This is a genomic window from Kribbella yunnanensis, from assembly GCF_039529655.1.
Taxonomy (GTDB): domain Bacteria; phylum Actinomycetota; class Actinomycetes; order Propionibacteriales; family Kribbellaceae; genus Kribbella; species Kribbella yunnanensis.
Map to the genome: position 1 here is coordinate 60,567 of NZ_BAAANF010000031.1, position 24,346 is coordinate 84,912.

Genomic DNA, 24,346 nt, shown 5'->3' on the forward strand with positions numbered 1-24,346 from the left:
CGATGACGTCGCTCGAGGTTGATCCCACCTGGTGGGAGGGCGCGGTGCACGAGGGCCGGCCGCTGCGCGACTCCCTCGGGGAGCGCGACATCTCTGCGCTTTTCCAGTTTCTTCGTGTGCACGGCTGGAGCAAGCGAGCGATCTCGATGGCAACGGGGGTCTCTGAGACTCGGGTGCGGAGTATTTCCAAGGGCGATCAGGTAGTGACCTCGTACGACGTCCTGGTCCGGATCGCCGATGGGCTGGCCATAGACCGCGGATTTCTCGGCCTTGGCCACACGCATCAGCCGGTCGCGTCCGGCACCGTGCCGACGGATCCGAGTGCTGATCCCTCGTTCGTCGGCTCACTTGCTGCCTTGGCTGTGGGCCCTGTGCCAAAGGAGCTCGTTGGGATGCTCCCGAATCCGAGGCCAGTTGTCGCGGTACCGGCGCTTGTCACTCAGGCTCATGTCGAGTTGGTGCGTGAGGTGAGGGATCAGCATCGACGGGTTGACGCCCAGCGAGGAGGAGGTTCATGCCGTGATTCGGCGATCAACTATCTCGGATGGGCGAGCGGCATGCTGCGCAGTCGGTTCGACTCCGAAAGGACTCAGCGAGACCTGAAGGCTGCGCTTTCGGACATGTATCAGGTAGCGGGCTGGGCATGCCATGACCTCGGCGACCACGCCGCCGCGCGTCACTATCTGACCGCAGGTCTCGTGCTTGCCAGGGACATCGACGACCTCGGGCTGATCGCCGGTGGGTTCTATCGCCTGGGGCGCGTGTCGATCCATCTTGGTCAGGCTCAGCAAGCGTTGAAGCTGTGGCAGCTGGGACAGATCGTCGCGCAGGACAGTGGCAATCTGGCGTCTGTTGCGGTCCTGCACGCGAATGAGGCCTGGGCGTACGCGATGCTCGGCGCAGCCGATCTGGTGTGCGACGCCCTCGCTCGGGCGGAGGGCGAGCTGGATCGAGTCGATGTTGCGACGGTGCCATCGTGGGCGAGATTCTCGCTGGCTCCGGGGGAGCTGGATGGCATTTCTGGGGTCATCTATGGCCGCCTGGCAGCGCATTCTGACCACCGCAAGTACGCGACGCGGGCAATTGAATGTGGTGAGAGTGCATTCGGTAGACGGGTGGCCGGGGAGGAGAGGAGCCAGACCTTTGACGCCATCTCTGTTGCCATCGGCTACATGCTCGACGGACAGCTGGACGAGGCTGAGCAGTACGGGCATCGCGCGGTTGAGATGGCCACTGTGACGGCGTCTGTTCGTGCGGCTGACAGGCTTCGGGGCCTGGCTGCTTTGGCGAGGCCGTACAAGGCACACGGCGGAGTTGCCGAGGTGGTCGCTCGCATCGGCGCGCTGGCGACGGGCTAACCTACGGCGGCGTGACGAGTCTCAGCGCCGGTGAGCGGGCGCGACTGTTCGATGGGCTGTCCTCGATCTGCCTCGCGGCGGGGATTGACCCGAGCGATGCCACGCTGCTCCGGTACACGATGAACGCGGTCTTCCGCCTGGAGCATGCGGGCGTCGTCGTCCGAATGGCGCCGATCATCAATTCTGATGTGGTCGACAGAGTCGCCAAGGTTGCGACCGCCTTCGGGCAGCTCGGATTGCCGACCGCTCGGCTGGCGCCAGGGCTGAGCCAGCCGGTCGCGGGGGGAAGTTGGATCGCCACAGTCTGGACTCTGCTGCCACAGGTACGGGGGCGTCGGCACGACCCTGCCGATCTTGCTGGGCCATTGCGGGCGATCCATGCGTTACCTGAGATCGACGTCGAGCTACCGGGCTGGGATCCGCTCGGGCAGATCAGCGATCTGCTCTCTAAGGCTGCTTCCCTGACGGGCGCCGATGACGACTTCCTGTCAGACTGGGCGACACGAGAGTTCGGACTGAGCATCGGCCAGGTTCTGGAGCATCTCTGGGACAAGTGCGGCGAGCTAGCTGTTGATCTCGAAGCAGTGGAATGGACACTGCCGCGCTCCGTCATCCATGGCGATGCACATGCTGGCAACCTGCTCGACGACCTGAGTGGGCGAGTGGTCATCGGCGATCTCGACTCGGTGTCGATCGGCCCGCCGGAGTGGGACCTGATTCCGGCCGCCCACGGTGCGCTGAGGTTTGGCGATGATCCTGCGCAACATCGAGCGTTCGCACAGGCTTACGGACTTGATGTTTCAGCGTGTCCCGCCTGGGACGTGCTGAGGCAGGTCCGTGAACTGCAGCTGGTGACAAGCGTGATTCCGGACCTTCGGGGACGTCCAGGTGTGGCCTCCGAGTTGGCGCGCCGTCTTGCCAGCACCTTGACCGGAGCGGTCGGGGAGAGCTGGAACCGCTACACCTAGGCGGTCCATCGCAAGGGGCCCACCATGGACCCCTTGAGAGGGGTTCGGCCTAGGCCTCCCTGGTGGGCTCCCGATAGCCGTCCCACCGATCGCAAACTCAGACATGTAGCGCAGACAAGGCGTTGCAGTCACGCGATCTGGGGGAGTGGGTTCGTTGTCTGACGGGTTCTGGATTCTTAGTGTGGTCGCGGTTGCGCTCTATGTGCGGATGCTCATTGAAATCCGCGAAGAGGTTCGGGGCCGGTGATGGACGACCGCCGAGTGGATGTCATCCAGTCTGCGTACCCGTTGGCCCTGGGCTACATGCGGAGGTATCCGCTGATGCGCGTCGACGAGGTTGCGCGGACCCAGGAAGGTCTTGCCAGCTACGCCCGACGCAATGGCTTCACCTTGGGAACTGTGCACGTCGAGGACCTTCTGACCGATCCGCAGGCGTTCCTCGAGATGGTTGCTGCGATCAACCTCTTCGAGATCCCAGCGGTGGTGATTCCGACGGCTGCGCATCTCGGAAATCCCGTGGTTCCTGAGTCGAAGCGAGCCTACTTCGATCGCGAGACCAAAGCCCGGGTCCTGGTCGCGGACCTGCCAGGCTCGCCCGCCACTCGGACCGGAATGTCGGAAGTCCCATAAGCCGGCGGGGCGGGCGTGCTGAGGGGACTGCTCCTCCTCAAACTCCCCTGCACTCCGCGTCCGTTCCGCCGCTCCACCGGAAGCCGGTGACCAGCCACCTCACTGATCCCTGGTCACCCGCTTCCGCCCCGAAGGCTGCGCCCATCCGGTTCCCCTACCGGGTGGGCGCAGCGCGTTGGTTTGCAACGTTTCGCAGGAGTCCTCATTTGCTGGATTTTCTGGTTGGTCGTGCGTTGAGTGGCTATGGCGAAGAGGCGAGAGGTGCGGCGTGAGTCCTGGGTGAGGGTGGATGCGCCGGAGCGGCCGCCGGTGCTTCATCCGCAGGCGGCTCGTGTTTTGCGGCGGATTGTTGTGCGGCTGGCGAGGTCGCGGCGTGGATCTGAGGAGGAGGCATCGTGAGTGAGGCGGATGAGTGGGCGACGCTGGATGAGTTGTTGGGGATGGAGGCGTTGGCCGCGGATGCCGGGGCCGGCGCGGGGGTGGGTCGGCTGGCGTTCTATGGGCGGTGTTCGACGGAGGACAACCAGGATCCGGCGACGTCGAAGGCGTGGCAGTTGGGGGAGGCGGCTCGGTTCGTGGAGCCGCTGGGTGGGGAGATCGTTGCTGAGTACTTCGATATCGGGCAGTCGCGGTCGTTGCCTTGGGAGCGGCGGGATGAGGCGAGTCGGATCCTTCGGGATCTGAAGGATCCGGGGCGCGGTTGGGACGGGCTGGTCGTAGGGGAGGCGACGCGGTGCTGGTTCAGCAATCAGTTCAGCCTGACGTGGCCGAAGTTCGATCGGTACGGCGTATCCCTGTGGATACCTAGTCTCGGGGGCCGGTTCGATCCGGAGAACACGGTGCACGACATGGCGATGACGATTACGGGTGGGTTGTCGAAGTCTGAGCGGCAGCATGTGCAGAAGCGCGTGCGGGCGGCGATGGCTGCGCAGGTGTTGATTGATGGGCGGTTTCAGGGTGGGCGGGCGCCGTACGGGTATCGGGTGGTGGATGGCGGGCCGCATCCGCATCCGAAGAAGGCGGCGGAGGGGCAGCGGTTGCGGGTGATGGTGGTCGACGAGCTGGCGGCTGCCGTCGTACGGCGGATCTTTGAGATGTATCTCGATGGGTGGGGGAGGAAGGCGATCGTCGAGCAGTTGAATCGGGAGGGAGTGCCGTGCCCTTCTGCGCATACCCCTCAACAGAACCGGCATCGGACGATGGACGGCTGGCAGCATTCGACGGTCATCGCGATCTTGGACAATCCGCGGTACACGGGGTTTGCCGTTTATGGGCGCTGGCAGAAGGTCGAGGAGCTGCTCGATCCAGATGATGTTGCGGCTGGCTATGTGGTGAGGTTCCGGCGGTCGCCGCACGCGAAGATCGTGCGGTCGAGGGAACCGGCGCATCCGGCGATCATCTCGGTGGAGATGTTCACGGAGGCTCAGTTGCGGGCGCGGCAGCGGAAGGCCGAGGGCGTTCGGAAGTGGTCGGCGGTCGAGCGGCGTCGTACCTCGAGCAAGCGGGTGTATGCGCTGCGTGGTCTGGTGCGGTGTGGGCTTTGCGCGCGGAAGATGGAAGGGGCAGCGCGGCGGCAGGACGTCCTGTACTACCGGTGCAATGCGCGGACGATGGTGCCGGGCTCGGCGAGCGCGTTGGCCCATCCTCGGCAGATATATCTCCGCGAGGACATCGTGACGCCGGTGTTGAATCGCTGGGTCGGTTCTCTGTTCGATCCGATGCATCGGGCAGACACGATTGAGGCGCTGTTCGTCGCGGACGACGGCGAGCAGCGTCGGAGTGAGTATGTCGAGGACCTTCGCGGGCGTGTCCGTGCGGCGAAGGTCACTATGGATCGGGCCCGGAAAGCGCTCGAGGCCGGGTGGGATCCGGCCGAGTTGCGGGATCAGTACAACGCGGCGGCTGCGGAGAAGCAGACGGCGGAGCGGGCGCTGTCTTCGCTGCCCAACGATGAGGTTGTTACCCGAAAGCAACTTGAGGCTTGGGTCGATGAGCTCGGCGATATCGGGACGGCGCTGAACGCGGCGAATCCGGAGGATCTTGGTGAGCTGTACCGCTCGTTGCGGCTTTCGTTGACGTATCACCACGTCGATCAGAGAGTCGACGTTGAGGTCGACCCGATGGGTGACCGTGTGGTTAAGGTCTGTGTCCGAGGGGGGACTTGAACCCCCACGCCCCGTAAAGGGCACTAGCACCTCAAGCTAGCGCGTCTGCCTATTCCGCCACCCGGACGAGTGGTCTGCGCCTCAGTGGCGCCGACCGGAGAACAGTAGCAAAGAACCTGGGTGGAATTCACATCGGGTGGGTGGGGGTGTGTGATGGGGGTGGTTCAAAGTTCATCGAGAGGGGTTGGGTGCTGTGGGGACTGTTGATGTGGCAGGGATCGAGGCGGAGCGGGAGCGGCTCAAAGCGGAGTACCTGGGGCAGGAGCGGGCGGGGAGTACGGCGCGGGGGTTGCATCATGTGGCGGTGTTGTGTGCGGATGTGGAGACGACCATCCGGTTCTATCAGGGGGTGCTGGGGTTTCCGTTGACGGAGATTGTGGGGAACCGGGACTACGAGGGGTCGAGTCACTTCTTCTTCGATATCGGGAACGGGAACTTGCTGGCGTTCTTCGACTTTCCGGGGCTGGACCTGGGCCAGTACGGCGAGGTGCTGGGTGGGCTGCATCATCTGGCGATCTCGATGGAGGCCGCACGCTGGGCCGAGGCCAGGCAGAGGTTGGACGACGCCGACATCGAGTACTTGGAGGAGAGTGGTACGTCGATCTACTTCCGGGATCCGGATGGGACTCGGGTGGAGCTGATCTCGGATCCGTTGGGGGAGATGTACGGGCTGAGTGTGCTCTGAGGGAGGATGGGTCGTATGACTAGTCCGTCGTACCGTGCTGATGCTGAAGTGGTGGAGCTCTGTAGTGAGCTGATCCGGATCGACACCACGAATTACGGCAATGGGAAGAGCAACGGGGAGCGCGTGGCGGCGGAGTATGTCGCGGCGAAGCTGGACGAGGTCGGGATCGAGTCGACGATCTACGAGTCGGAGCCCGGGCGGGCGACGTTGGTGGCGCATTGGGAGGGGGAGGACCAGAGCGCTGATCCGTTGCTGGTGCATGGGCATCTGGATGTGGTGCCGGCGGATCCCAAGGACTGGAAGGTTGATCCGTTCGCGGGGGAGATCTTCGACGGGTGCGTGTGGGGGCGCGGCGCGGTCGATATGAAGGACTTCGACGCGATGGTGCTGTCGGTGGTGCGGGCGCGTCAGCGGGCGGGGGTCAAGCCGCGGCGGCCGGTGCGGCTGGTGTTCACGGCTGATGAGGAGGCCGGCGGCCTGTACGGCGCTCAGTGGCTGATCAACAATCACCCGGAGACGGTGGCGGACTGCACCGAGGGGATTGGTGAGGTCGGGGGATTCTCAATCACGGTCAAGGACGATCTGCGGCTGTATCTGATCGAGACGGCCGAGAAGGGCATGAACTGGATGCGCCTGAAGGCTCGCGGTACGGCGGGTCACGGGTCGATGGTGAACACGGACAACGCGGTCACCAACCTGGTCGAGGCGGTGACGCGGATCGGTGGGCACGAGTGGCCGTTGCGGATCACGCCGACGGTGCGGGAGTTCCTCAAGACCCTCGAGGACGTTCTGCAAACAGAGCTCGATCCCGAGGACATGACCGAGACGCTGGCCAAGCTGGGCAGTTTCAGCCGGATGTTCGGGGCGACGATCCGGAACACGGCCAACCCGACGATGCTGAACGCCGGCTACAAGGTGAACGTGATCCCGGGTGACGCCGAGGCGCATATCGACGGGCGGTTCCTGCCGGGGTACGAGGACGAGTTCCTGGCGACGATCGACGAGCTGCTCGGTGACAAGGTACGGCGCGAGACGGTGATCGGGGACATCGCGCTGGAGACCGAGTTCAGTGGCGGTCTGGTCGAGGCGATGAAGGAGTGCCTCAAGGCCGAAGACCCGCAGAGCCGTACGGCGCCGCTGCTGATGTCGGGTGGTACCGACGCCAAGTCGTGGAGCCGTCTCGGCGTTCGCTGCTTCGGTTTCGTGCCGCTGCAGTTGCCGCCGGAGCTCGATTTCATGGGGATGTTCCACGGGATCGACGAGCGCGTCCCGACCGCCTCCCTGGAGTTCGGCTCCCGGGTCCTGGATCAGTTCTTCAATAAAGCTTAGAGAGGTACGCCGATGCCCGAGGTACCCCGGTTCCACCTGGCCATGCCCGTTGACGATCTGGATGCGGCGCGGGAGTTCTACGGGAAGGTGCTCGGGCTCGAGCAGGGGCGGAGTTCGGAGAGCTGGATCGACTGGAATCTGCACGGCCACCAGTTCGTGACGCACCTGGCGCCGGAGCGGCCCAAGCGGATCCACAATCCGGTCGACGGGCACGACGTACCGGTGCCGCATTTCGGGCTGGTGCTGACGGTGGAGCGGTTCCAGGAGCTGGCCGACCGGCTCAGGGCAGCCGGTACGGCGTTTGTCATCGAGCCGTACGTGCGGTTCGAGGGGCAGACCGGGGAGCAGTGGACGATGTTCCTGTTCGATCCGGCTGGAAACGCGCTCGAGTTCAAGGCGTTCGCGGACGACTCACAGGTGTTTGCGACGTGAGGAAATACTGACCTGCCGCGTACGTCGACATCGTGAGCGCACCACGGCCAGGGAAGTCGCGGCCGGACATCCGCAGCGCGATGAGCGCGTCCGAGATGAGGAAGAGCAGGCCGCCGAGGCCTGAGCGCGGGTTGTGCCAGCGGGACACGATGGCCGTTGCCGTTAGCAACAAGGCGTAGGCCGCGACCGGGATCTTCTGGTTGCCGAGACCGGGGGAGAGGGCGGCGATCAGCGCTGCCCACAAGGCGCCGTACACGGCTAGCACCCGCCAGCTCCGGGTGGCGCGTTTGCTGACGAAGAACGCGAGATAGCAGGCATGGGCGGCGGCGAAGGCGGCCATGCCGGCGAGTTCGAAGCGGGTTTCCAGGAGCAGGTCGCCGGCTGCTGAAGCGAGGATCGCGGCTTGGAGCAGCGGATGTGCCTGCTGACTGCGGGTCCAGGAGAGCAGCAAGGGCATCAGTGCCACCTTGCTGCTCTGCCGGAGAACCTTGATATCGGCCGCGACGGCGACGGTCTGAATCACCGCAGCACTCCAGTACGCCGTCAGCCGCCGCCGATCAGTCGCCAACCGCCTCAGGTTCATGCCGCTGAGTCTGCCGCACGAACGAGCTGGATCAGCGGTTGTTCACGACAAGTTCACGGGCACGGGCGGATGACGCTGTAGTTGAGGCCGTTCCAGGTGTACTGGCCGTGCCACGCAGCAGGTGTGCGATCCGGGCCGCCCGGCTGGTCGAGGTGCAGGACAGCCACCGTCCCGCCGGTCTGGTTGTTCACGTAGGACCAGAAGTCGTCGTAGAAGACGTAGTCGCGGCAGTGGTAGAAGTCGGTGCGGTTGCCGGTGTACCCGGAGCCGGTGTAGACGCAGAAATTGCCGTAGGCACAGGTCGACGGGTCGCCGGCCTGGACGCCCATCGACGAGCTGAGAGCACGCGCCCGGCGCTGGTTCGGGTACTGGATGGTTGTCGTTGCGTCGCCGCCGGCCCAGCGGACCTGGTTGGCGGCGACCTGCTTGCCGCCGCGCTTGGCGAGCTCGGCGTTGACTGCACGCTGCAGTTCCTGCTGCTCGTCGGCCGAGAGCCCGGCGGTCCGGACCTCTGCCGCGAACCGGGCCGGCGTCGTATCGGGGCCTTGGGCAACGGCCGAGGCGGAACTCAGAGGCAGTACGGCGGCAAGGGCTGCGGCTGTTGCCACAACCCGCATTGTGATCGACATCATGACCTTTCAGATGGGGGGGCTGATCTTCAGGCCCCCGCACCTTATCCGCGGAGAGGTTCATGCCTAAGGCAACAAGTTCAGCGTGTTGCGGATGCGCGGTAGTTGGCTCATCAGGGGCTTCGGTGGCGTCGGTGTGGTGACGACCGAGAGGGTGAGGCGGTAGCGGAAAGGGGCCGGGATCAACCGTTCGCCGGGGAGCAGTTCGGTGGCGAGGGCGCTGCGCGGAACCACGGCCAGGTGGGAACGGCGGCGGGCCATGGCGACCGTCGTACCGAGGGTGACGCCGCGGCGGGCGGTGGCGCCTAGCGCGACGAGGCGGGCCTGGATCTCTTCGCTGCCTCGGTCATACGTCGAGAACGGGACGAGCCGGTCCTTGAGCGGCTGCTTGCCTCGGCCAGGGAGCGGTACGCCGTTCGGGACGAACAGGACCAGGTCGTCGCGGCCGATCCGGCGGGCAATGGTGCCGCGCGGCAAGGTCATCTGCGTGGCGATCGCGATGAAGGCGGCGTCCATGGTGCCTTCGGCGACTCGTTCGACCAGGAACTGGCCGTGGTCGACCTGCTGCACGATCTCGGTGTCGGGGAGGTCGGCGTCGAGGACTGGGAACAGGATCGGCGCGAGGCTGGCGAAGGTGCCGATCACGAGCCGGCGGCCCGACGCGGCGGCGCGGGTGGCGTCGTACACCTCCTCGAGGTGGCCGAGGATGTGGTCGGCGCGGCGGGCGAGCTCGGCACCGGCCGAGGTGGGGCGGGCGCCGCGGGTATCGCGCTCGAACAATCGTGCGCCGCAGAGCCGTTCCAGCCGGGCCAGGCGCTGGGAGGCGGACGGCTGCGAGATGCGGAGCTCGCGGGCCGCCGTACCGACTGCGCCTGTCCGGGCGATCGCCTGCACCAGGCGTAGATCCTCGACCGCGGGTAATGAGGTCATAGGCACAGGCTATGGCACGGAGGCAAGCCGTGCTGCCTACCTGGAAGGGGTGAAACGCCAAAGAATTAAGGCATGAGAGCACGGGGCGAGGCGTTGGTGCTGCTGGCCGGTGGCGGATTGGCCGACTTCGCCTATCGGTTCACGCAGGTTGCGTTGCCGTTGGTGATCCTGCACGAGACTGGGTCGGTGGCGGCGACCGGATTGGTGGGTGGCGCGGCCGGCGTACCGGTGTTGTTGTCGCCGTGGTGGGCGCGCCGCGCGAGGCAGTGGGTCGATTCGGGACCGCGGCTGGCGGTGATCGCCACGGTGTCGGCGCTCGCGCTGGCGCTGGTGCCGGGAGCGGCGGCGCTGGGCCTGTTGTCGCCGTGGTTGCTGGTGGTGAGCGGCTTGCTGCTGGGCTGCGGCGACGCGTTGGGATCGCCAGGCCGTACGGCGTTGCTCGCCGACATCGGTGATCGCTGGGGCGCGGGGAAGGCGGTCACGCTGATGACGTGGCAGGACGGCGCACGGCGGGTGGGCATGGTCGTAGGACCGGTACTGGGCGCGCTGGCGGTCGCCGCCGGGGTCACCAACGGGCTGCTGTGGATCGAGGCAGGCGCGGTCCTCGCCGCCGGATTGGCCGGCCTCGGTATTCGCGGCGAGTGCCGAACCGAAGGTGGCGAGGCACCGTCGATCCGCGCCGGGCTGATCGGGCGGCGAGAGGTCGGGCTGGGCTGGGTGATTCGGGGGACCGGATGCGTGACGTGGTTCGCGTTCACGCTCGGCCTGTCCGTGGTCGGCGCCGAACGTGGACAGCCGGGCGTCTACGTGGCCGCCGGGATGAGCGGGTACGGCGTCGGTGCCGTCGCAGGCACTCTGGTCGCGCTACGCGTCGTACGGCGGATCGCGCCGATGCCGTTGGCGAGTGGCGCCTGGGCCACCGTGGGACTGTGTTGGGTCGGGATGGGCGTCTGGACCAACCCGCCGATGATCGCCGTGCTGGCCGGGATCGGCGGCGTGGCGGTCGTGTGGGGGATTTCGGCGATCTCGGCAGTGATCACGCGGTCGTCGGCCGGTGCCGATCGACGGGCGTTGCTGTCGGGCCAGTCGGTGGTCGTGAACGCGAGTAGTTCGGCCGGCCTGCTCATGGGCGGGCCGATCATCGCGGCAGTCGGCGCGGAGAACACGCTCGTCGGCGCCGGCCTGCTGACGACGTTGATCGCGGGGCTGGTGGGTTACAGCGTAAGAATGCCGAAGCCGGGGCGGTCGGGGAGGGTGAGCAGGCCGTCGGCGAGGGTGTAGCCGTTGTCGACGGTGCCCAGGGTGTCGCCGGGGACGCCTTCGATGATGTCGATATTGCCCAGACCGGCGGCCAGGTGGGCGGCGTACAGGGTCTTCAAGGGCAGACCCCAGGCGTGCGGGGAGGCCTTCATCGGCAGGCCGGGCATGGTTCGGCGCCAGGCGGTGAGGCCGTGGCCGATGACGTCCATCAGGGCGACGTCGATCAGGCCGGCCGCGCCGAAGCGGACGATCCGGTCGACGTCCGGCTCGAACTCGCCGTCCGCGATCCGGGCCGGTACGGCGGGATGGTCGCGGAGGAACTCGAGGTCTTCCCAGCGTTCCGCGAACGGCTCTTCCAGCCAGTAGAGGTTGCAGTCGGCAACGGCTTCGAGGTAGCTGACCAGGGTGTTGACCGAGTAGCCGTCGTTCGCGTCGACCAGGATCTCGGCGTCGGGGTACAGCGAACGCGTGAGCCGGGTGATCTCGATATCGCGCTGCAGGCCTTCCGAAGGTGGCATCCAGCGGTAGCCGCGGCCGATCTTGAGTTTGAAGTCGCGGAAGCCGGACCCGTGATCCTGCGCCAGATTCTTTGCGATCACCGGCAGCCCGTCGTCCAGATCGTCGAAGTAGATCCCGCCGCTGTAGCACCGGACGGTAGGCGATCCCGCCGCGCCGAGCATCACATGCACCGGTACGTCGAGGATCCGCGCCGCGAGGTCGTGCAGCGGATAGTCGAGGAACAACGCAGCCGAGTCAGTGACCCCGACAGCGGGGTCGATCAGCTCAAAGAGGTTGCGCCCGATCAGCGCGCCCGGGTCGCCAGGGCCGAGCGGCAGTCCCCAACCGGTCGCGCCGCGCGACGTCGAGACAACGTATGCCGTCTCGGTCGGACCGGTCCCGTGGTGACCGCGGAACGCGTTCCGGCCGACCGGCCGCGGGTACCGCGCGCCGATCTCGACCGGGCTGATCGAGCTGATCACGTGCTGGGAGAGCGTCATCGGAAGACCTCCGGATGCCAGGTTATTGGGATGTCGGGCGCCCTGTGGCGATGTCACACTGCGGAGCATGTCCGAGATCGTCATCACCACACTTGCCGAGCGCCCCGATGTCGCCGAATACCTGGGCAACAACTGGAAGGTCTGGCCGAGGTTCATGCTGGAAGACCTCGTCGCCGCCGCGTTGATCGGCCAGGTGACGCAGAATTTCGCGGACCAGTGCCTGGTCGCGACGCAGGACGGCGAACTGGTCGCCCACGCCCGCAGCATCCCGTTCGCCTTCGGCAGCGACGACCGGACCGAGCTGCCGTCGCGTGGGTGGGACCAGGTGCTGCAGTGGGGGATCGAGGACCACCGCCGAGGCCGCGAGGCGAACGTGTCCAGTGCGCTCGAGATCATGATCAAGCCGACCCACCTCGGTGGCGGACTGTCGTACAAGATGCTCGGGGCGATGCGCGACGCGGTGAAGGCCAAGGGGCACAGGGCGCTCTACGCGCCGGTTCGGCCGAACGGCAAGGCCGACGCCCACCTCCCGATGAGCCAGTACGCCGCCTTGACGCGCGACGACGGTTTGCCCGTCGACCCGTGGTTGCGGGTGCACGTCCGCGCCGGCGGGAAGATCATCAAGGTGGCGCCGACCTCGATGGTGGTCACCGCGTCACTCGCCGAGTGGCGGGAGTGGACCGGCCTGCCGTTCGACAGCACCGGCGACGTCGTCGTACCGGGCGCGCTGGTACCTGTGGTGGCCGACGTGGACCACGATCGCGCCAGCTACGTCGAGCCGAATGTCTGGGTCCGCCACGACGTCTGAATACCCCAACTAGTCGGGGTGGTCCCCGGATCCACGTCCGGTGACGATCGGGCCATGAGTACAACAGAGAGCAACAAAGGCGTCGTGAAGGACTTCATCGACGGCCTGTTCAGCCAAGGAGATCTCGGCGCCGTGGACACGTACCTGGCCGAGGACTTCCTCAACAACGACCCGCCGTTCGGGGTCACTCCGGATCGCGAGGGTATGCGGGCCGCCGGCGGCATGATGCGGGCGGCCTTCCCCGACTGGCACAGCGACCTGCACGCGTTGATTGCCGAGGGCGACCTCGTGGTCGAGCGATTCACCGCGTCCGGTACGCACCGCGGCGAGGTGATGGGCGTCGCCCCGACCGGAGCGGTGGTCAGCCTGCCCGGGATCAACATCTGGCGGCTCCGCGACGGCCGGATCGTCGAGCGCTGGGGCCGGCTGGACGAACTCGGTTTCAGTCGGCAGCTCGGCGCCGTACCGGCGTAACATCACGACCATGGGGGCGGCGGATCGCCTGGAGGTACTGATCCAGCGCTGTTACGCGGGGCTGGATGCCGATGAGCTGCGCGCCGAGGCACTGAGCCGGCTCCGAGGTCTGCTGACGATCGACGCGGCGTTCTTCGCGACCCTTGACCCGGCGACCGTGCTGTTCACGTCGGTGACCGTCGACGAGCCACTCGGGACGGTGACCGAGCAGTTCCTCGCGAACGAGTTCGGCCAGGCCGACGTCAACAAGTTCGCCGTACTCGCCGCTGCGCCGGACGCGGTCAGCTCACTCGGACTCGCGACGAAGGGCGACTGGGAGAGCAGCGCCCGGTACGTCGACGTGATGCGCCCGCTCGGTCTCGGCGACGAACTCCGCGCGGTCCTCCGGTCGGGTGGGCGCGCGTGGGGCGCGCTCTGCCTGCATCGGGAGAATGCCGAGGCGGGCTTCTCGCAGCAGGAGATCCAGCTGGTACGGCGGCTTGCGCCTCATCTCGCGGAGGGGCTGCGGCGTGGTCTGCGCGTCGGCGCGGTTGACCAGGCCGACGTCGGGCCGGGAGTCGTCGTCCTGGATGCGGAGCTCCGGGTGGAGTCGATCAGTGCCGAGGCCGAGCACTGGATGCGGGAGCTCGATCCGGAGCGTCACGCCGAGCTACCGGTTCCGGTCCGGGCGGTTGCCGCGCAGCTGATGCGGACCTCGGCAGCGCCGGTGCTGAAGGTGCGAACGAAGTCGGGCCGCTGGCTCGCCATTCACGCGTCGGTGCTCCGAGGCCCGGAGGGTGATGGCGGGTGGCGGACGGCCGTGGTGCTCGAGGCGGTGCTGCCGACGCAGCTGGGTTCCTTGATGCTCGACCTGTACGGGTTGACGCCGGCTCAGCAGCGGGTCACGGAGCTGGTGCTGCAAGGGCTGTCGACGCGGCAGATCGTGGAGCGGTTGTGTCTGTCGCCGCACACCGTGCAGGAGCATGTCCGGGCGGCGTACGACAAAGTCGGCGTGGGTAGTCGCCGAGAGTTGGTGACGGCGTTGCTCCGCGGGTCCCCTTAGAACGTGCGCAGCACCTTGATGACGCGGCGGCGGAGCCACACTCTGCGAGTGCCGTCCGGGTAACGGCGGAGGCGGGCCAGCTCCCAGCCGCCGTACTCGGCGTGCTCGGTGAGCAACCGGCGGACCGCCCCCCGCGTCTCGGTCCTGGACACCTCGAACTGCTGCAGTTCATATTCAGCCATTCAGCCTCCTACTTCACGACACGTCCTCCAGCGCCGCCACGATGGCCGGCGGCAGCGTCAGCTCCTCCACACCCAGCACCGACTTCAGCTGCATCGCCGTCCGGGCGCCGACGATGGCTGCCGACACGCCGGGCCGGTCCCGCACCCAGGTGAGCGCGACCTCGAGCGGACTCCAGCCGAGTCCGTCCGCGGCACGTGCCACCGCTTCAACGATGCCCGAACCGCGGCCGTCCAGGTAGGGGTCGACGAATCTGGACAAATGCTGAGACGCCGCCCGGGAGTCCGCGGGGATGCCCGTGCGGTACTTCCCAGTCAACACGCCCCGGCCAAGCGGCGACCACGCCAGCAGGCCGATACCGAGCCCACCGGCCGCGCGGATCGCGTCCGCCTCGGCGTCGCGGGCGAGGAGTGAGTACTCCACCTGGTTCGACACCGGTACGGCGCGCCCGGGCCAGGCCTGCTGCCAGGTGACCGCTCGCGCGGACTTCCACCCGGCGTAGTTCGAGACGCCGACGTACCGCACCTTGCCGGAGTTGACCGCGTAGTCGAGCGCGGACAGCGTCTCCTCGAGCGGGACGTCGTCGGACCAGGTGTGCAGCTGCCAGAGGTCGATGTAGTCGACGTTCAGCCGGCGCAATGAGGCGTCCAGGTCGCGCAGCAGCGAACCGCGCGAGGTGTCGGTGATTCGCTCACCGCGGCGGACACTGAAACCGGCTTTTGTGGCGATCACCACATCGTCGCGCTCGACCACGTCGCCGAGCAGGGTCCCGATCAGTCGCTCGCTGTCACCGTCGCCGTACGCCGCGGCGGTGTCGATCAGGGTGCCACCGGCGGCCACGAAGGCGGCGAGCTGCTCGCGCGCCTCGTGCTCGTCGGTGTCACGGCCCCAGGACATGGTGCCCAGGCCGAGCCGACTCACCGCCAGTCCACTGTGACCGAGATAGCGCTGCTGCATAACCTGAGCCTATTGCGGCCAGGAGACAACGGCTGGATAGGCTCGCCAGTCATGCGACTCGGACTGAACATCGGCTTCGTCTTCGGCGACGAGCATCTTGACCATCTGAAGCTCGTCAAAGAGGCGGAATCACTCGGTTTCTCGGTCACCTGGGCCGCGGAGGCGTACGGCTCGGACGCGGCCACGCTGCTGACCTGGATCGCCGCCCAGACGACGACGATCGACGTCGGCGCGGCGGTCTTCCAGATCCCGGCCCGTACGCCGGCGATGACGGCGATGACCGCGGCGACCCTGGACCGGCTGTCCGGCGGCCGGTTCCGGCTCGGGCTCGGCGTGTCCGGGCCACAGGTGTCCGAGGGATGGCACGGAGTCCGGTTCGACAAGCCGCTGGCCCGCACCCGCGAGTACGTTGCCATCGTCAATGCCGCGCTGCGGCGCGAGACGGTGGAGTTCCACGGTGAGCACTTCACGCTGCCGCTGCCCGACGGACCGGGTAAGGCGCTGAAGCTGTCCAGCCGCCCGCTCCGCGACCACGTGCCGGTCTACCTGGCCGCGGTCGGCCCGAAGAACCTCGAGCTGGCCGGCGAGATCGCCGACGGCTGGCTCGGGATCCTCAACGACCCCGCTTATCTTGGAGAGCAGTTGAAACACATCGCGACCGGTCGCGAAAAGCGAGACCTGGGGATGGACGGCTTCGACGTCGTCGCATCCGTGCCGCTGATGACCGGCGACGACCTGGCGGCGGCCGCCGAGCCGATCCGCGGGTACGCCGCGCTGTACATCGGCGGCATGGGCAGTCGCGAGAAGAACTTCTACAACGCCCTCGCGATCCGGATGGGCTACGCCGACGAGGCCAAGCAGATCCAGGACCTGTACCTGGCCAAGCAGCACCGGGACGCGATGGCCGCCGTACCGCAGGGTTTCATCGACGGGATCTCGCTGCTCGGCGGCAAGGAGCGGATGGCCGAGAAGCTGACCGCCTACGCCGAGGCCGGTACGACGACGGTCGCGGTGACGCCGTTCGCGCCGACCGTGGACCAGCGGATCGCGGATCTGCGCGTGCTCGCAGAGGCGTTGGAGCTCTCCGGGCTGCGTTCGACGGATTTGGGTGCCTGAGTTGACGATCTGGGACTCGATCATCCTCGGCATCGTCGAGGGGCTCACCGAATTTTTGCCGGTCTCCAGTACCGGCCACCTGACCATCGCGTCGAAGGCCCTCGGGCTGCCGATCGACGACCCGAGCGTGACCGCGTTCACCGCGGTGATCCAGTTCGGCGCGATCGCGGCCGTCGTGGTCTATATGTGGAAAGACATCTCCCGGTACGCCGTGGCGTGGTTCCGCGGGCTCACGAAGCCGGAGTACCGGGGTGAGTTCGACCACCGGATGGGCTGGTACGTGATCATCGGCTCGCTGCCGATCTGCATCGTCGGCTTCCTGGCCAGGGACATCATCTCGGGGCCGCTGCGCAGCATGTGGTGGGTCGCGGGCTCGCTGATCGGGTGGTCGTTCGTGATGGTCGCGGCCGAACGGCTCGGCTCGAAGAAACGCCCGCTGGAGAAGATCACGCTGATCGACGCGATCGTGATGGGCCTGCTGCAGTGCCTCGCGCTGATCCCGGGCGTTTCGCGCTCCGGTGCGACCATCTCGGCCGGTCTGTTCCGCGGCCTCGACCGGGTCGCGTCGACCCGGGTCGCCTTCCTGCTCGGCATCCCGGCCCTGGTCGGTGCCGCGGTCTTCGAGTTGCCGCACGCGATGGGTGGCCACGTCGGCGCCGTACCGCTGCTGGTCGGCACCGTGGTCAGCTTCATCGTCGCCTACGCGTCAGTGGCCTGGCTGATCCGGTTCGTGGCCAAGCACACGACCGAGGTCTTCGCGTTCTACCGGGTGCTGGTCGGCATCGTCATCCTGATCCTGCTCGCGACCAGCACGATCACCGCGACCTAAAGCCAGCCAACCTTGCGGAACAGGCCGTACATCGTGCTGCAGACTCCGCCCATCACCAGTAGTACGGCGTAGTACCCGAAGTGCCAGCGCAGTTCGGGCATGTTGTCGAAGTTCATGCCGTAGATGCCGGCCAGCATGGTCGGCACTGCGGCGATCATGACCCAGGCCGAGATCTTGCGCATGTCGTCGTTCTGCTGGACCGAGACGCGGGCGAGGTGGGCGTTCAGCGCCGAGCTGAGCAGGGTGTCAAGGGCGTCGGTCTGCTCGGACACGCGGCTGACGTGGTCGGCGACGTCGCGGAAGAAGGCTGCCGCGTTCTGGCTGATGCCGGGGGCGCCATGCGCGAAGGCTTCCATCGGTTCGCGCAGCGGGACGATCGCCCTGCGCATCTCCAGGACCTCGCGCTTGAGCTTGTAGATCCGCTCGGCGTCGCTGGTCCGTTCCGGTGAGAAGACCGAAGACTCGACCTCGTCGATGTCGATCTCGACCTGCTCGGCGACCTCCTCGTAGCCGTCGACGACCGAGTCGCAGACCGCCCACAACACCGCTCCAGGGCCGTGGCCGAGCATCGAGGCCCGGTCCTCGAGCGCCTGCCGGGTGGTGGCCAGCTCGGCGCCATCTCCGTGCCGCACGGTCACGACGTACCGGGGTCCCACGAAGACGCTGACCTGGCCGGTCTCCACCTGATCACCCTCGTCGACGTACCAGAGGGTGCGCAGTACGACGACCAGCGCGTCGCCGTACCGCTCGACCTTCGGGCGCTCATGGGCCTTCAGGGCGTCCTCGACGGCGAGCTCGTGCAGGTCGAAGAGGGCCTGGACGCGGCGCATCTCGGCGTCCGACGGATCGTGCAGGCCGACCCAGCCGAAGGTGCCGGTGTCCTGGTCGATGGTCCGGGCAACGGTTTCGGGTTCCTTCGGCAGATCGAGCCGCTCACCCCCGGCGTACACCCCGCAATCGACGATCACCAGACCATCATGGCACCGAGAGTTGCCAGGACCGGATAACGTGCACGCTATGCCCACGGTGATTCTGGTCCGGCACGGCCGCAGCAGCTCGAACACATCCGGCACGCTGGCCGGGCGGACGCCGGGTGTGAAGCTCGACGAGACCGGGGTTCAGCAGGCCGAGGCCGTCGCCCAGCGGCTCGCCGGGCTGCCACTGGCCGCGATCATCACCTCACCGTTGGAGCGCTGCCGGCAGACCGCGAGCGCGATCGCCAAGCACCACCCCGGGCTGCGGCCGGCGACCGACCGCCGGCTGACCGAGTGCGGGTACGGCGATTGGACCGGCGAGAAGATCTCGACCCTGGCCAAGGACCCGCTGTGGGCGGTCGTGCAGGCGCATCCGTCGGCCGTGACCTTCCCGAACGGCGAATCGATGCGGGCCATGCAGCAGCGCGGGGTCGACGCGATCCGCGCGCACAACGCGGCACTGCCCGATGACGCGATCTGGGTGGCGGTCTCGCACGGTGACGTGATCAAGGCGATCGTTGCCGATGCCCTCGGTCAGCACCTGGACACGTTCCAGCGGATCGTCGTCGACACCGCCTCCACCACGATCATCACCTACACCGCGACCCGCCCGTTCCTGGTCCGGCTGAACGACACCGGCAGCGAGCTGGCGTCGCTGATTCCGAAGCCGCCGGCGAAGGGGAAAGCGACCAAAAAGCAGTCCTCGGACGCCGTTGTAGGTGGACGGTAAGCGAGAACATGCCCGGCAGCCCCACGCCTACTGCGCGGCATCCGGCGGCGCATCTGGCCGCACTGAGGTCAAGGCCAAGATGCTCCGCATCGTGACCTCGCCCCCAGCACACCCATCTACACCACCGGATACCTGCTCGCGACGGCGTGGGTCTACCGGGCATGTTCTAGGGTCTTAGTCATGGCGCGCGTTGTTCACTCCTACGACGATCCTGAGCGGTTCGTCGCCGGCACCGTGGGGGAACCCGGTGCGAGAACCTTCTTCCTGCAGGCCCGGGCTGGTGTCCGGCTGACCTCGGTGGCCTGTGAGAAGGAACAGGTGATGGCGCTCGCGGAGCGGCTGGACGTGATGCTGGACGAGGTCGCGCGGCGGTTCGAGCGGGAGCCGCTGGCACCGACGGGGCCGGACGACACCGACCCGCTGGAGCAGCCGATCGAGGAGGAGTTCCGGGCCGGCACCATGACGCTGGCCTGGGAGGCCGACGCCGAGCGGGTGGTGATCGAGGTGTTCGCGGTGGTCACCAGCGAGCAGGCCGAGCTCGAGGAGGAGGACCCGGTCGCGGCCGCGCTCGAGTCCGAGGACGGCGAGGTGTTCGTGGTCCGGCTCAGCGAGCAGCAGGCCCGGGCGTTCGCCCGGCGCGCGGTGGCGCTGGTCGCCTCCGGCCGCCCGAGCTGCCCGTTCTGCGGCCGCCCGATCGACCCCGAGGGCCACATCTGCCCAAGGGCCAACGGCTACCGCAGGCACCTACCCGAATGACCGATTTAGACCTCCTCGCCCGCGGGGAGCTTTCGCTGCACGGTCGGCTGATGGCGGCCTCGAACGGGACGTACCAGGGTTCGGTCAGTCTCGGTTCCGCGAGTGCGACGGTTGTCTACAAGCCGGTGCAGGGCGAACGGCCGTTGTGGGATTTCCCCGACGGCACGCTGGCTGAGCGCGAGTACGCGGCGTACGTCGTCTCTGAGGAGCTCGGCTGGTCGATCGTGCCGCCGACGTTGTTACGTGATGGGCCGCTCGGTGAGGGCATGGTCCAGTTGTGGATCGACGAGGTCGAGGTGGGCGCGGGCGAGACTGAGCTGGTCGACATCGTGCCCCAAGGGCGAGTGCCGTCCGGATGGGTCGGCGTACTGGATGCGCTGGATGGGCGGCACAACCCGGTGACGCTGGTGCATGCGGACACTGAGGCGTTGCGGCGGATGGCCGTGTTCGATGCCCTGGTCAACAATGCCGACCGCAAGGGCGGGCACGTGCTGAACCCGGGCGACGGCCGCGTGTTCGGTGTCGACCACGGGGTGACCTTCAACGCCGACGACAAGCTGCGGACCGTGTTGTGGGGTTGGGCCGGTGACCCGATCGCGCCGGACCTCCTCGACGACGTACGGCGATTGGCCGACGGACTGGCCGGTGCTTTCGGGCAGGAGCTCGGCCAGCTGATCACCGGCGTCGAGCTGACCGCGACGCGGGAGCGCTGCGCGACCCTGCTGAAGTCCGGTTCGTATCCCTACCCGAGTGAGGCCTGGCCGGCCATTCCCTGGCCTGCCTTCTGAGCCTCGCTCGGGCTCATCCCGCGCTCGCGTTTGAAGGCCGCGCTGAAGCTGAATGCGTCGCCGTATCCGACCCGCCGGGCGACGGCGGCGACGGTTGCACCGGGCTCGGTGAGCAGGTCGGTGGCGAGCGTCATCCGGAGCTCGGTCAGGTAGGTGAGCGGGGCCTGGCCGGTCAGGTGGGTGAAACGCCGTACGAGCGTCGTCCGGGACACCGCGGCCACCTCGGCGAGCCCGGCCAGCGTCCAGGCAGCGGCGGGGGAGCCGTGCATGGCTTGCAGGACCGGGCCGGCCACCTCGTCGCCGAGAGCGCGGTACCAGGGCGGCGGGTTGGCCTCGAACCAGTCGCGCAGGCAACAGACCATCAGCCAGTCGAGCAGCCGGTCGAGACCGACGTGACGGCCGAGAGCGCCGGCCGCGATCCGCTCCTGCAGGTACTCGCGCAACGGCGTGCAGTCGTGATCCTCCGGTACGACGACCAGCGGCGGAAGCTCGGTGACCAGTCGGCGGGGGAGTTCCTGGCGAACGTGATACGCCCCGGCCATCAGCACGGTGCCGTGATCGATCGGCCCGGGGGAGTCGACCCGGCCGTCGCAGCGGACGTCGATGATCGGTCCGGATCGGGTCGGGTCGTCGGTGAAGAGGAACGGCTCCGGGCCGCGGATGATCGCGGTGTCACCGGGCACGATGCGGACCGGTTCGGTGCCTTCGGCAACAATCCAGCCGGCGCCGAGGAGCGGTGCGCAGAACGTCAGCGCCGCGCCGTCGACGAAACGCAGCGCGTACGGCGGGCGCAGGACCGGCGTACCGAGCACTGCGCCTTCGGCGCGGAGACCGCGGAGGAGGTCGTCGAGAGGATCCACACCGCGAGCCTAGCGCCGTGGATCAGGGCACCGGACACCTCGTGGGCCGGATGGACATGGGGGCGGTCCGGTTGAGCATTCGGTCGCGCCGCGGCGCCGGATTGACTGTGGGTATGACGATTTTGGTGTTGGGTGCGACAGGTAAGAGCGGTCGGCGAGTGGTTGCGCGGCTGCGTGCGGAGGGTGTTGAGGTGCGGGCGGCATCGAGGTCGGGCGAGACCCGGTTCGACTGGACTGACCGCGGTACGTGGGCGGCCGCCGTACAGGGTGTGGAGGCGGTGTACCTCGTGGCGCCGGAGGATCCGGAGCCGATCGAGGCGTTTGTGGAGGAGGCGGTCGCGGCCGGGGTACGGCGGTTTGTCGCGCTGTCCGGGCGGTCGATGGACAAGGTGGTCGGGCGGTTCGCGCCGGGGATGGCCGAGGGGGAGCGGGCTGTTCAGGCCTCGGGGGTCGGGTGGACGATCTTGCGGGCGAACAACTTCTCGCAGAACTTCTCTGAGGATGTGTGGTCCGAGCCGGTGGAGGCGGGAGTGTTGGCGTTGCCGGCGGGTGAGGTGCGGGAGCCGTTCGTTGATCTGGAGGACGTGGCGGAGGTTGCGGCCAAGGTCCTGACGTCGGCCGGTCATGAGGGGCGGGCTTATGACCTGTCGGGGCCGGAGGCGATCACGTTCGGCGAGGCGGTGGCGGCGATCGCGAAGGTGTCCGGGAAGGCGGTGTCGTACGTCGCGGTGACGCCGGCTTCGTATCGTGCGGAGTTGGTGGGGATCGGTTTGCCTGGTGAGGTTGCGGACGAGCTGAACGAGCTGTTCGCGATCATGCGGGAGGGGTACTTGACCACGCCGAGCGATGACATCGCCGAGCTGCTCGGTCGGCCGGCGGGGAGCTTCACGGCGTACGTCGAGCGGACCTGGGCAGGGTAACCGACCACGCGGCGGCACGCGGCGGCGCCCGGGGAATGGAACCGTGTCGCGTCAAGGAATTCGTGCCTGACATAAGCTCCAGACCATGCAGGCGTGGACTCATCCAGACATCCCGGTCGTCCCGGGCCCGGCCCGGCGGCTGCGCCTCCACGACACCGCCTCCGGCGGACCGGTCGAGGTGGCGCCGGTCGACGGCTCGACCGCGCGGATGTACGTGTGCGGCATCACGCCGTACGACGCGACTCACATGGGGCACGCGGCGACGTACGTCACGTTCGACCTGGTGAACCGGTTGTGGCGGGACGCGGGGTACGAGGTGCTGTACACGCAGAACATCACCGATGTGGACGACCCGCTGCTCGAGCGCGCCGCCGCGACCGGTGTCGACTGGACCGAGCTGGCGCACAAGGAGATCCAGCTCTTCCGCGACGACATGACCGCGCTGCGGGTGATCCCGCCGCAGCACTACATCGGCGTCGTCGAGTCGATCGACCTGGTGGCGTCTGCTGTCGAGGAGCTGCAGGAGTCCGGGGCCGTGTACTCGGTCGATGGGGACCTGTACTTCGCGGTGAAGGCCGACCCGGCGTTCGGTGGTGTCTCGAACTACGACCGGTCGACAATGCTCGCGCTGTTTGCCGAGCGTGGCGGGGACCCGGATCGGCCTGGTAAGCAGGACCCGCTCGACAGCCTCCTGTGGCGCCACGAGCGGCCGGACGAGCCGTCGTGGGACTCGCCGGTTGGGCGCGGGCGGCCGGGGTGGCATGTGGAGTGTTCGGCGATCGCGTTGAAGCACCTCGGGATGTCGTTCGACGTCCAGGGCGGGGGATCGGACCTGATCTTCCCGCACCACGAGATGTCCGCCAGCGGTGCCCAGGTGGCGACCGGCCGGCACCCCTTCGCTCGTGCGTATGTGCACCAGGCGATGGTTGGGCTGGACGGCGAGAAGATGTCCAAGTCCAAGGGCAACCTGGTTCTCGTGTCGAAGGAACGGCTGGGCGGGACCGACCCGATGGCGATCCGCCTCGCACTGCTGGCTCACCACTACCGGACCGACTGGTTCTGGACGGCCGAGGGTTTGACGGAAGCCCAGTCCCGCCTGGACGTGTGGCGAGGCGCGCTCAGCCGCGGTTCCGGCCCCGACGGCGCTGCAACGGTTGACGCCGTACGGGCTGCTCTCACCAACGACCTGGACACGGTCGCAGCCCTGTCCGCCGTCGACACCTGGTCCGAAACCAACGGCGACGACCCGACCGCACCCGCGCTGGTAGCCCAAGCCATCGACTCCCTCCTGGGCATCAAGCTCTAAAAGCCGACCCACCCCACCCCTAGCCGCGCACGTCCGAGGGGTCCACCCCAAGGCCGGTTGGCCAAGGGCTCTCACCACGAGCCGGTACGACGTTGAGCACGGCTCAACCACCTTCGCGGCCGACGGGTGGTCGATGAGAGTGCTCAAGGTGCGCCGGCCGGGCGAGTTTGAGCACGGTTCAACCGTTTCAGCGGGGCTCAGGTGGTTGGTGGGTACTCAAGGTGCGCCGGCCGGGGCGACTTTGAGCACGGTTCAACCGTTTCAGCGGGGCCCGCGTGGTTGAGGGATGCCCAAGGTGACCTGGCCGGGCGACCTTGGGCGCGGTTCGACCATCTCGGCAGGCCTCGCGTGACTGATGGGATGCTCAAGGTGAGGTGGCCGCGGTGTCGGGGTCCCCGGGGCTGCCCGGCGGTGCGTTATCCGATGGATTTTCGTCACCGAGTCCCCAAAATCCCTCGGACAGCGCAGATCTCGAGCAGCACGCACCCCAGCCATAGCCCGTCAGCGCAAGGCGACGTGGAACCGCGGTCGCCGGCCTCGCCATCCGGCTCAGCCATCTGCTCGGCTCGCTCTCTTGTTTGTCGTGTCGACGGCGCTTGAATGCTGGTCGGTTTCGGCGGTTGAAAAGTGAGCGGTTGT

The 24,346-nt window shown here is 67.5% G+C and carries 26 protein-coding genes and 1 tRNA gene; 18 read left to right on the forward strand and 9 right to left on the reverse strand.

The features are described 5' to 3' along the window. Positions 1–2: 2 nt before the first annotated feature. The 4 genes from ABD231_RS40005 (at position 3) to ABD231_RS40020 (ending at position 5,121) form a co-directional block, all read left to right on the forward strand. Positions 3–1,358, forward strand: coding sequence for an NsdA family TPR-like regulatory protein (locus ABD231_RS40005; RefSeq protein WP_344164978.1), 1,356 nt, complete (start codon positions 3–5; stop codon positions 1,356–1,358). An 11-nt stretch (positions 1,359–1,369) separates the two neighbouring features. Beyond that, positions 1,370–2,326: a phosphotransferase gene (locus ABD231_RS40010; protein WP_344164981.1), complete on the forward strand. Its 957-nt coding sequence runs from the start codon at positions 1,370–1,372 to the stop codon at positions 2,324–2,326. A 246-nt stretch (positions 2,327–2,572) separates the two neighbouring features. Further along, positions 2,573–2,956, forward strand: coding sequence for a stage II sporulation protein M (locus ABD231_RS40015; RefSeq protein ID WP_344164984.1), 384 nt, complete (start codon positions 2,573–2,575; stop codon positions 2,954–2,956). Between the two features lie 395 nt (positions 2,957–3,351). Beyond that, positions 3,352–5,121: a recombinase family protein gene (locus ABD231_RS40020; RefSeq protein WP_344164987.1), complete on the forward strand. Its 1,770-nt coding sequence runs from the start codon at positions 3,352–3,354 to the stop codon at positions 5,119–5,121. Here the strand turns inward: ABD231_RS40020 and ABD231_RS40025 are convergent. Then, a tRNA-Leu gene (locus ABD231_RS40025) sits at positions 5,103–5,188 on the reverse strand. The genes ABD231_RS40020 and ABD231_RS40025 overlap by 19 nt on opposite strands. Positions 5,189–5,329: 141 nt before the next feature. Between ABD231_RS40025 and ABD231_RS40030 the strand changes: the two genes are divergently transcribed. The 3 genes from ABD231_RS40030 to ABD231_RS40040 are packed head-to-tail and all read left to right on the forward strand — an operon-like array spanning position 5,330 to position 7,567. Continuing rightward, the gene (locus tag ABD231_RS40030; protein ID WP_344164989.1) at positions 5,330–5,806 is read left to right on the forward strand and encodes a VOC family protein; all 477 of its coding nucleotides are present in this window, start codon (positions 5,330–5,332) and stop codon (positions 5,804–5,806) included. A gap of 15 nt (positions 5,807–5,821) precedes the next feature. Beyond that, entirely contained in the window at positions 5,822–7,135 is a 1,314-nt protein-coding gene (locus ABD231_RS40035) for a M20/M25/M40 family metallo-hydrolase (protein ID WP_344164993.1), read from the forward strand. 12 nt (positions 7,136–7,147) lie between these two features. Continuing rightward, positions 7,148–7,567 (forward strand): VOC family protein, encoded by a 420-nt coding sequence (locus ABD231_RS40040; protein ID WP_344164996.1) that lies wholly within the window; start codon positions 7,148–7,150, stop codon positions 7,565–7,567. Here the strand turns inward: ABD231_RS40040 and ABD231_RS40045 are convergent. From ABD231_RS40045 to ABD231_RS40055, 3 genes are all read right to left on the reverse strand, one after another. After that, on the reverse strand, positions 7,527–8,150 hold the full coding sequence (locus tag ABD231_RS40045; protein ID WP_344164999.1) for a lysoplasmalogenase family protein: 624 nt from the start codon (positions 8,148–8,150) through the stop codon (positions 7,527–7,529). The two genes, ABD231_RS40040 and ABD231_RS40045, sit on opposite strands and share 41 nt — an antisense overlap. A gap of 53 nt (positions 8,151–8,203) precedes the next feature. Beyond that, positions 8,204–8,758 carry a hypothetical protein gene (locus ABD231_RS40050; protein ID WP_344165002.1) on the reverse strand — a complete coding sequence of 185 codons (555 nt, stop codon included), beginning with the start codon at positions 8,756–8,758 and terminating at the stop codon, positions 8,204–8,206. 87 nt (positions 8,759–8,845) lie between these two features. Then, the gene (locus tag ABD231_RS40055) at positions 8,846–9,709 is read right to left on the reverse strand and encodes a LysR family transcriptional regulator (RefSeq protein WP_344165005.1); all 864 of its coding nucleotides are present in this window, start codon (positions 9,707–9,709) and stop codon (positions 8,846–8,848) included. Positions 9,710–9,781: 72 nt separating this feature from the next. On the opposite strand from ABD231_RS40055, the gene ABD231_RS40060 reads away from it, so the two are divergent. Further along, complete coding sequence (locus tag ABD231_RS40060) at positions 9,782–10,990, forward strand: MFS transporter (RefSeq protein ID WP_344165008.1); 1,209 nt, start codon at positions 9,782–9,784, stop codon at positions 10,988–10,990. Here the strand turns inward: ABD231_RS40060 and ABD231_RS40065 are convergent. Beyond that, a complete protein-coding gene (locus ABD231_RS40065) occupies positions 10,924–11,967 on the reverse strand; it encodes an enolase C-terminal domain-like protein (RefSeq protein ID WP_344165011.1) in 1,044 nt (347 codons plus the stop codon). The genes ABD231_RS40060 and ABD231_RS40065 overlap by 67 nt on opposite strands. A gap of 67 nt (positions 11,968–12,034) precedes the next feature. On the opposite strand from ABD231_RS40065, the gene ABD231_RS40070 reads away from it, so the two are divergent. Genes ABD231_RS40070 through ABD231_RS40080 form a run of 3 tightly spaced genes read left to right on the forward strand, consistent with a single transcriptional unit; the run spans position 12,035 to position 14,291 of the window. After that, the gene (locus ABD231_RS40070) at positions 12,035–12,775 is read left to right on the forward strand and encodes an N-acetyltransferase (RefSeq protein WP_344165014.1); all 741 of its coding nucleotides are present in this window, start codon (positions 12,035–12,037) and stop codon (positions 12,773–12,775) included. A gap of 54 nt (positions 12,776–12,829) precedes the next feature. Beyond that, positions 12,830–13,249, forward strand: coding sequence for an ester cyclase (locus ABD231_RS40075; protein WP_344165016.1), 420 nt, complete (start codon positions 12,830–12,832; stop codon positions 13,247–13,249). A 10-nt stretch (positions 13,250–13,259) separates the two neighbouring features. Next, a complete protein-coding gene (locus ABD231_RS40080) occupies positions 13,260–14,291 on the forward strand; it encodes a helix-turn-helix transcriptional regulator (protein WP_344165019.1) in 1,032 nt (343 codons plus the stop codon). Here the strand turns inward: ABD231_RS40080 and ABD231_RS40085 are convergent. Next, positions 14,288–14,473 carry a DUF5703 family protein gene (locus tag ABD231_RS40085; RefSeq protein ID WP_132169922.1) on the reverse strand — a complete coding sequence of 62 codons (186 nt, stop codon included), beginning with the start codon at positions 14,471–14,473 and terminating at the stop codon, positions 14,288–14,290. The two genes, ABD231_RS40080 and ABD231_RS40085, sit on opposite strands and share 4 nt — an antisense overlap. A gap of 13 nt (positions 14,474–14,486) precedes the next feature. Further along, the gene (locus ABD231_RS40090) at positions 14,487–15,428 is read right to left on the reverse strand and encodes an aldo/keto reductase (RefSeq protein WP_344165027.1); all 942 of its coding nucleotides are present in this window, start codon (positions 15,426–15,428) and stop codon (positions 14,487–14,489) included. A gap of 51 nt (positions 15,429–15,479) precedes the next feature. Here ABD231_RS40090 and ABD231_RS40095 point away from each other — a divergent pair, with 51 nt between their 5' ends. Then, positions 15,480–16,544 carry an LLM class F420-dependent oxidoreductase gene (locus tag ABD231_RS40095; RefSeq protein ID WP_344165030.1) on the forward strand — a complete coding sequence of 355 codons (1,065 nt, stop codon included), beginning with the start codon at positions 15,480–15,482 and terminating at the stop codon, positions 16,542–16,544. Position 16,545: 1 nt separating this feature from the next. Then, positions 16,546–17,373, forward strand: coding sequence for an undecaprenyl-diphosphate phosphatase (locus ABD231_RS40100; RefSeq protein WP_344165064.1), 828 nt, complete (start codon positions 16,546–16,548; stop codon positions 17,371–17,373). Here the strand turns inward: ABD231_RS40100 and corA are convergent. Beyond that, positions 17,370–18,341 (reverse strand): magnesium/cobalt transporter CorA, encoded by a 972-nt coding sequence (corA, locus tag ABD231_RS40105; protein ID WP_344165033.1) that lies wholly within the window; start codon positions 18,339–18,341, stop codon positions 17,370–17,372. The two genes, ABD231_RS40100 and corA, sit on opposite strands and share 4 nt — an antisense overlap. Positions 18,342–18,390: 49 nt before the next feature. On the opposite strand from corA, the gene ABD231_RS40110 reads away from it, so the two are divergent. From ABD231_RS40110 to ABD231_RS40120, 3 genes are all read left to right on the forward strand, one after another. Then, positions 18,391–19,077 (forward strand): histidine phosphatase family protein, encoded by a 687-nt coding sequence (locus tag ABD231_RS40110; protein WP_344165036.1) that lies wholly within the window; start codon positions 18,391–18,393, stop codon positions 19,075–19,077. Positions 19,078–19,257: 180 nt separating this feature from the next. After that, positions 19,258–19,833, forward strand: a complete 576-nt coding sequence (locus tag ABD231_RS40115; RefSeq protein WP_344165039.1) for a DUF3090 family protein — start codon at positions 19,258–19,260, stop codon at positions 19,831–19,833. Then, complete coding sequence (locus ABD231_RS40120; RefSeq protein WP_344165042.1) at positions 19,830–20,621, forward strand: SCO1664 family protein; 792 nt, start codon at positions 19,830–19,832, stop codon at positions 20,619–20,621. The genes ABD231_RS40115 and ABD231_RS40120 overlap by 4 nt, the downstream gene beginning before the upstream one ends. Here ABD231_RS40120 and ABD231_RS40125 read toward each other — a convergent pair. Continuing rightward, entirely contained in the window at positions 20,576–21,481 is a 906-nt protein-coding gene (locus ABD231_RS40125) for an AraC family transcriptional regulator (RefSeq protein WP_344165045.1), read from the reverse strand. The two genes, ABD231_RS40120 and ABD231_RS40125, sit on opposite strands and share 46 nt — an antisense overlap. A 113-nt stretch (positions 21,482–21,594) precedes the next feature. On the opposite strand from ABD231_RS40125, the gene ABD231_RS40130 reads away from it, so the two are divergent. Next, positions 21,595–22,401, forward strand: a complete 807-nt coding sequence (locus ABD231_RS40130; protein ID WP_344165048.1) for an NmrA family NAD(P)-binding protein — start codon at positions 21,595–21,597, stop codon at positions 22,399–22,401. Positions 22,402–22,486: 85 nt separating this feature from the next. After that, entirely contained in the window at positions 22,487–23,707 is a 1,221-nt protein-coding gene (gene mshC / locus ABD231_RS40135; protein WP_344165051.1) for a cysteine--1-D-myo-inosityl 2-amino-2-deoxy-alpha-D-glucopyranoside ligase, read from the forward strand. The last annotated feature ends 639 nt before the right edge of the window (positions 23,708–24,346 follow it).

What these genes read in the sequence shown, in the direction of transcription:
- ABD231_RS40005 (WP_344164978.1), top strand. Translation starts at nt 3, where the DNA reads ATGACGTCGCTCGAGGTTGATCCCACCTGGTGGGAGGGCGCGGTGCAC.
- ABD231_RS40015 (WP_344164984.1), top strand. Translation starts at nt 2,573, where the DNA reads ATGGACGACCGCCGAGTGGATGTCATCCAGTCTGCGTACCCGTTGGCC.
- ABD231_RS40035 (WP_344164993.1), top strand. Translation starts at nt 5,822, where the DNA reads ATGACTAGTCCGTCGTACCGTGCTGATGCTGAAGTGGTGGAGCTCTGT.
- ABD231_RS40040 (WP_344164996.1), top strand. Translation starts at nt 7,148, where the DNA reads ATGCCCGAGGTACCCCGGTTCCACCTGGCCATGCCCGTTGACGATCTG.
- ABD231_RS40045 (WP_344164999.1), bottom strand. Translation starts at nt 8,150, where the DNA reads ATGAACCTGAGGCGGTTGGCGACTGATCGGCGGCGGCTGACGGCGTAC.
- ABD231_RS40055 (WP_344165005.1), bottom strand. Translation starts at nt 9,709, where the DNA reads ATGACCTCATTACCCGCGGTCGAGGATCTACGCCTGGTGCAGGCGATC.
- ABD231_RS40060 (WP_344165008.1), top strand. Translation starts at nt 9,782, where the DNA reads ATGAGAGCACGGGGCGAGGCGTTGGTGCTGCTGGCCGGTGGCGGATTG.
- ABD231_RS40065 (WP_344165011.1), bottom strand. Translation starts at nt 11,967, where the DNA reads ATGACGCTCTCCCAGCACGTGATCAGCTCGATCAGCCCGGTCGAGATC.
- ABD231_RS40070 (WP_344165014.1), top strand. Translation starts at nt 12,035, where the DNA reads ATGTCCGAGATCGTCATCACCACACTTGCCGAGCGCCCCGATGTCGCC.
- ABD231_RS40075 (WP_344165016.1), top strand. Translation starts at nt 12,830, where the DNA reads ATGAGTACAACAGAGAGCAACAAAGGCGTCGTGAAGGACTTCATCGAC.
- ABD231_RS40080 (WP_344165019.1), top strand. Translation starts at nt 13,260, where the DNA reads ATGGGGGCGGCGGATCGCCTGGAGGTACTGATCCAGCGCTGTTACGCG.
- ABD231_RS40085 (WP_132169922.1), bottom strand. Translation starts at nt 14,473, where the DNA reads ATGGCTGAATATGAACTGCAGCAGTTCGAGGTGTCCAGGACCGAGACG.
- ABD231_RS40090 (WP_344165027.1), bottom strand. Translation starts at nt 15,428, where the DNA reads ATGCAGCAGCGCTATCTCGGTCACAGTGGACTGGCGGTGAGTCGGCTC.
- ABD231_RS40095 (WP_344165030.1), top strand. Translation starts at nt 15,480, where the DNA reads ATGCGACTCGGACTGAACATCGGCTTCGTCTTCGGCGACGAGCATCTT.
- ABD231_RS40110 (WP_344165036.1), top strand. Translation starts at nt 18,391, where the DNA reads ATGCCCACGGTGATTCTGGTCCGGCACGGCCGCAGCAGCTCGAACACA.
- ABD231_RS40115 (WP_344165039.1), top strand. Translation starts at nt 19,258, where the DNA reads ATGGCGCGCGTTGTTCACTCCTACGACGATCCTGAGCGGTTCGTCGCC.
- ABD231_RS40120 (WP_344165042.1), top strand. Translation starts at nt 19,830, where the DNA reads ATGACCGATTTAGACCTCCTCGCCCGCGGGGAGCTTTCGCTGCACGGT.
- ABD231_RS40130 (WP_344165048.1), top strand. Translation starts at nt 21,595, where the DNA reads ATGACGATTTTGGTGTTGGGTGCGACAGGTAAGAGCGGTCGGCGAGTG.
- mshC (WP_344165051.1), top strand. Translation starts at nt 22,487, where the DNA reads ATGCAGGCGTGGACTCATCCAGACATCCCGGTCGTCCCGGGCCCGGCC.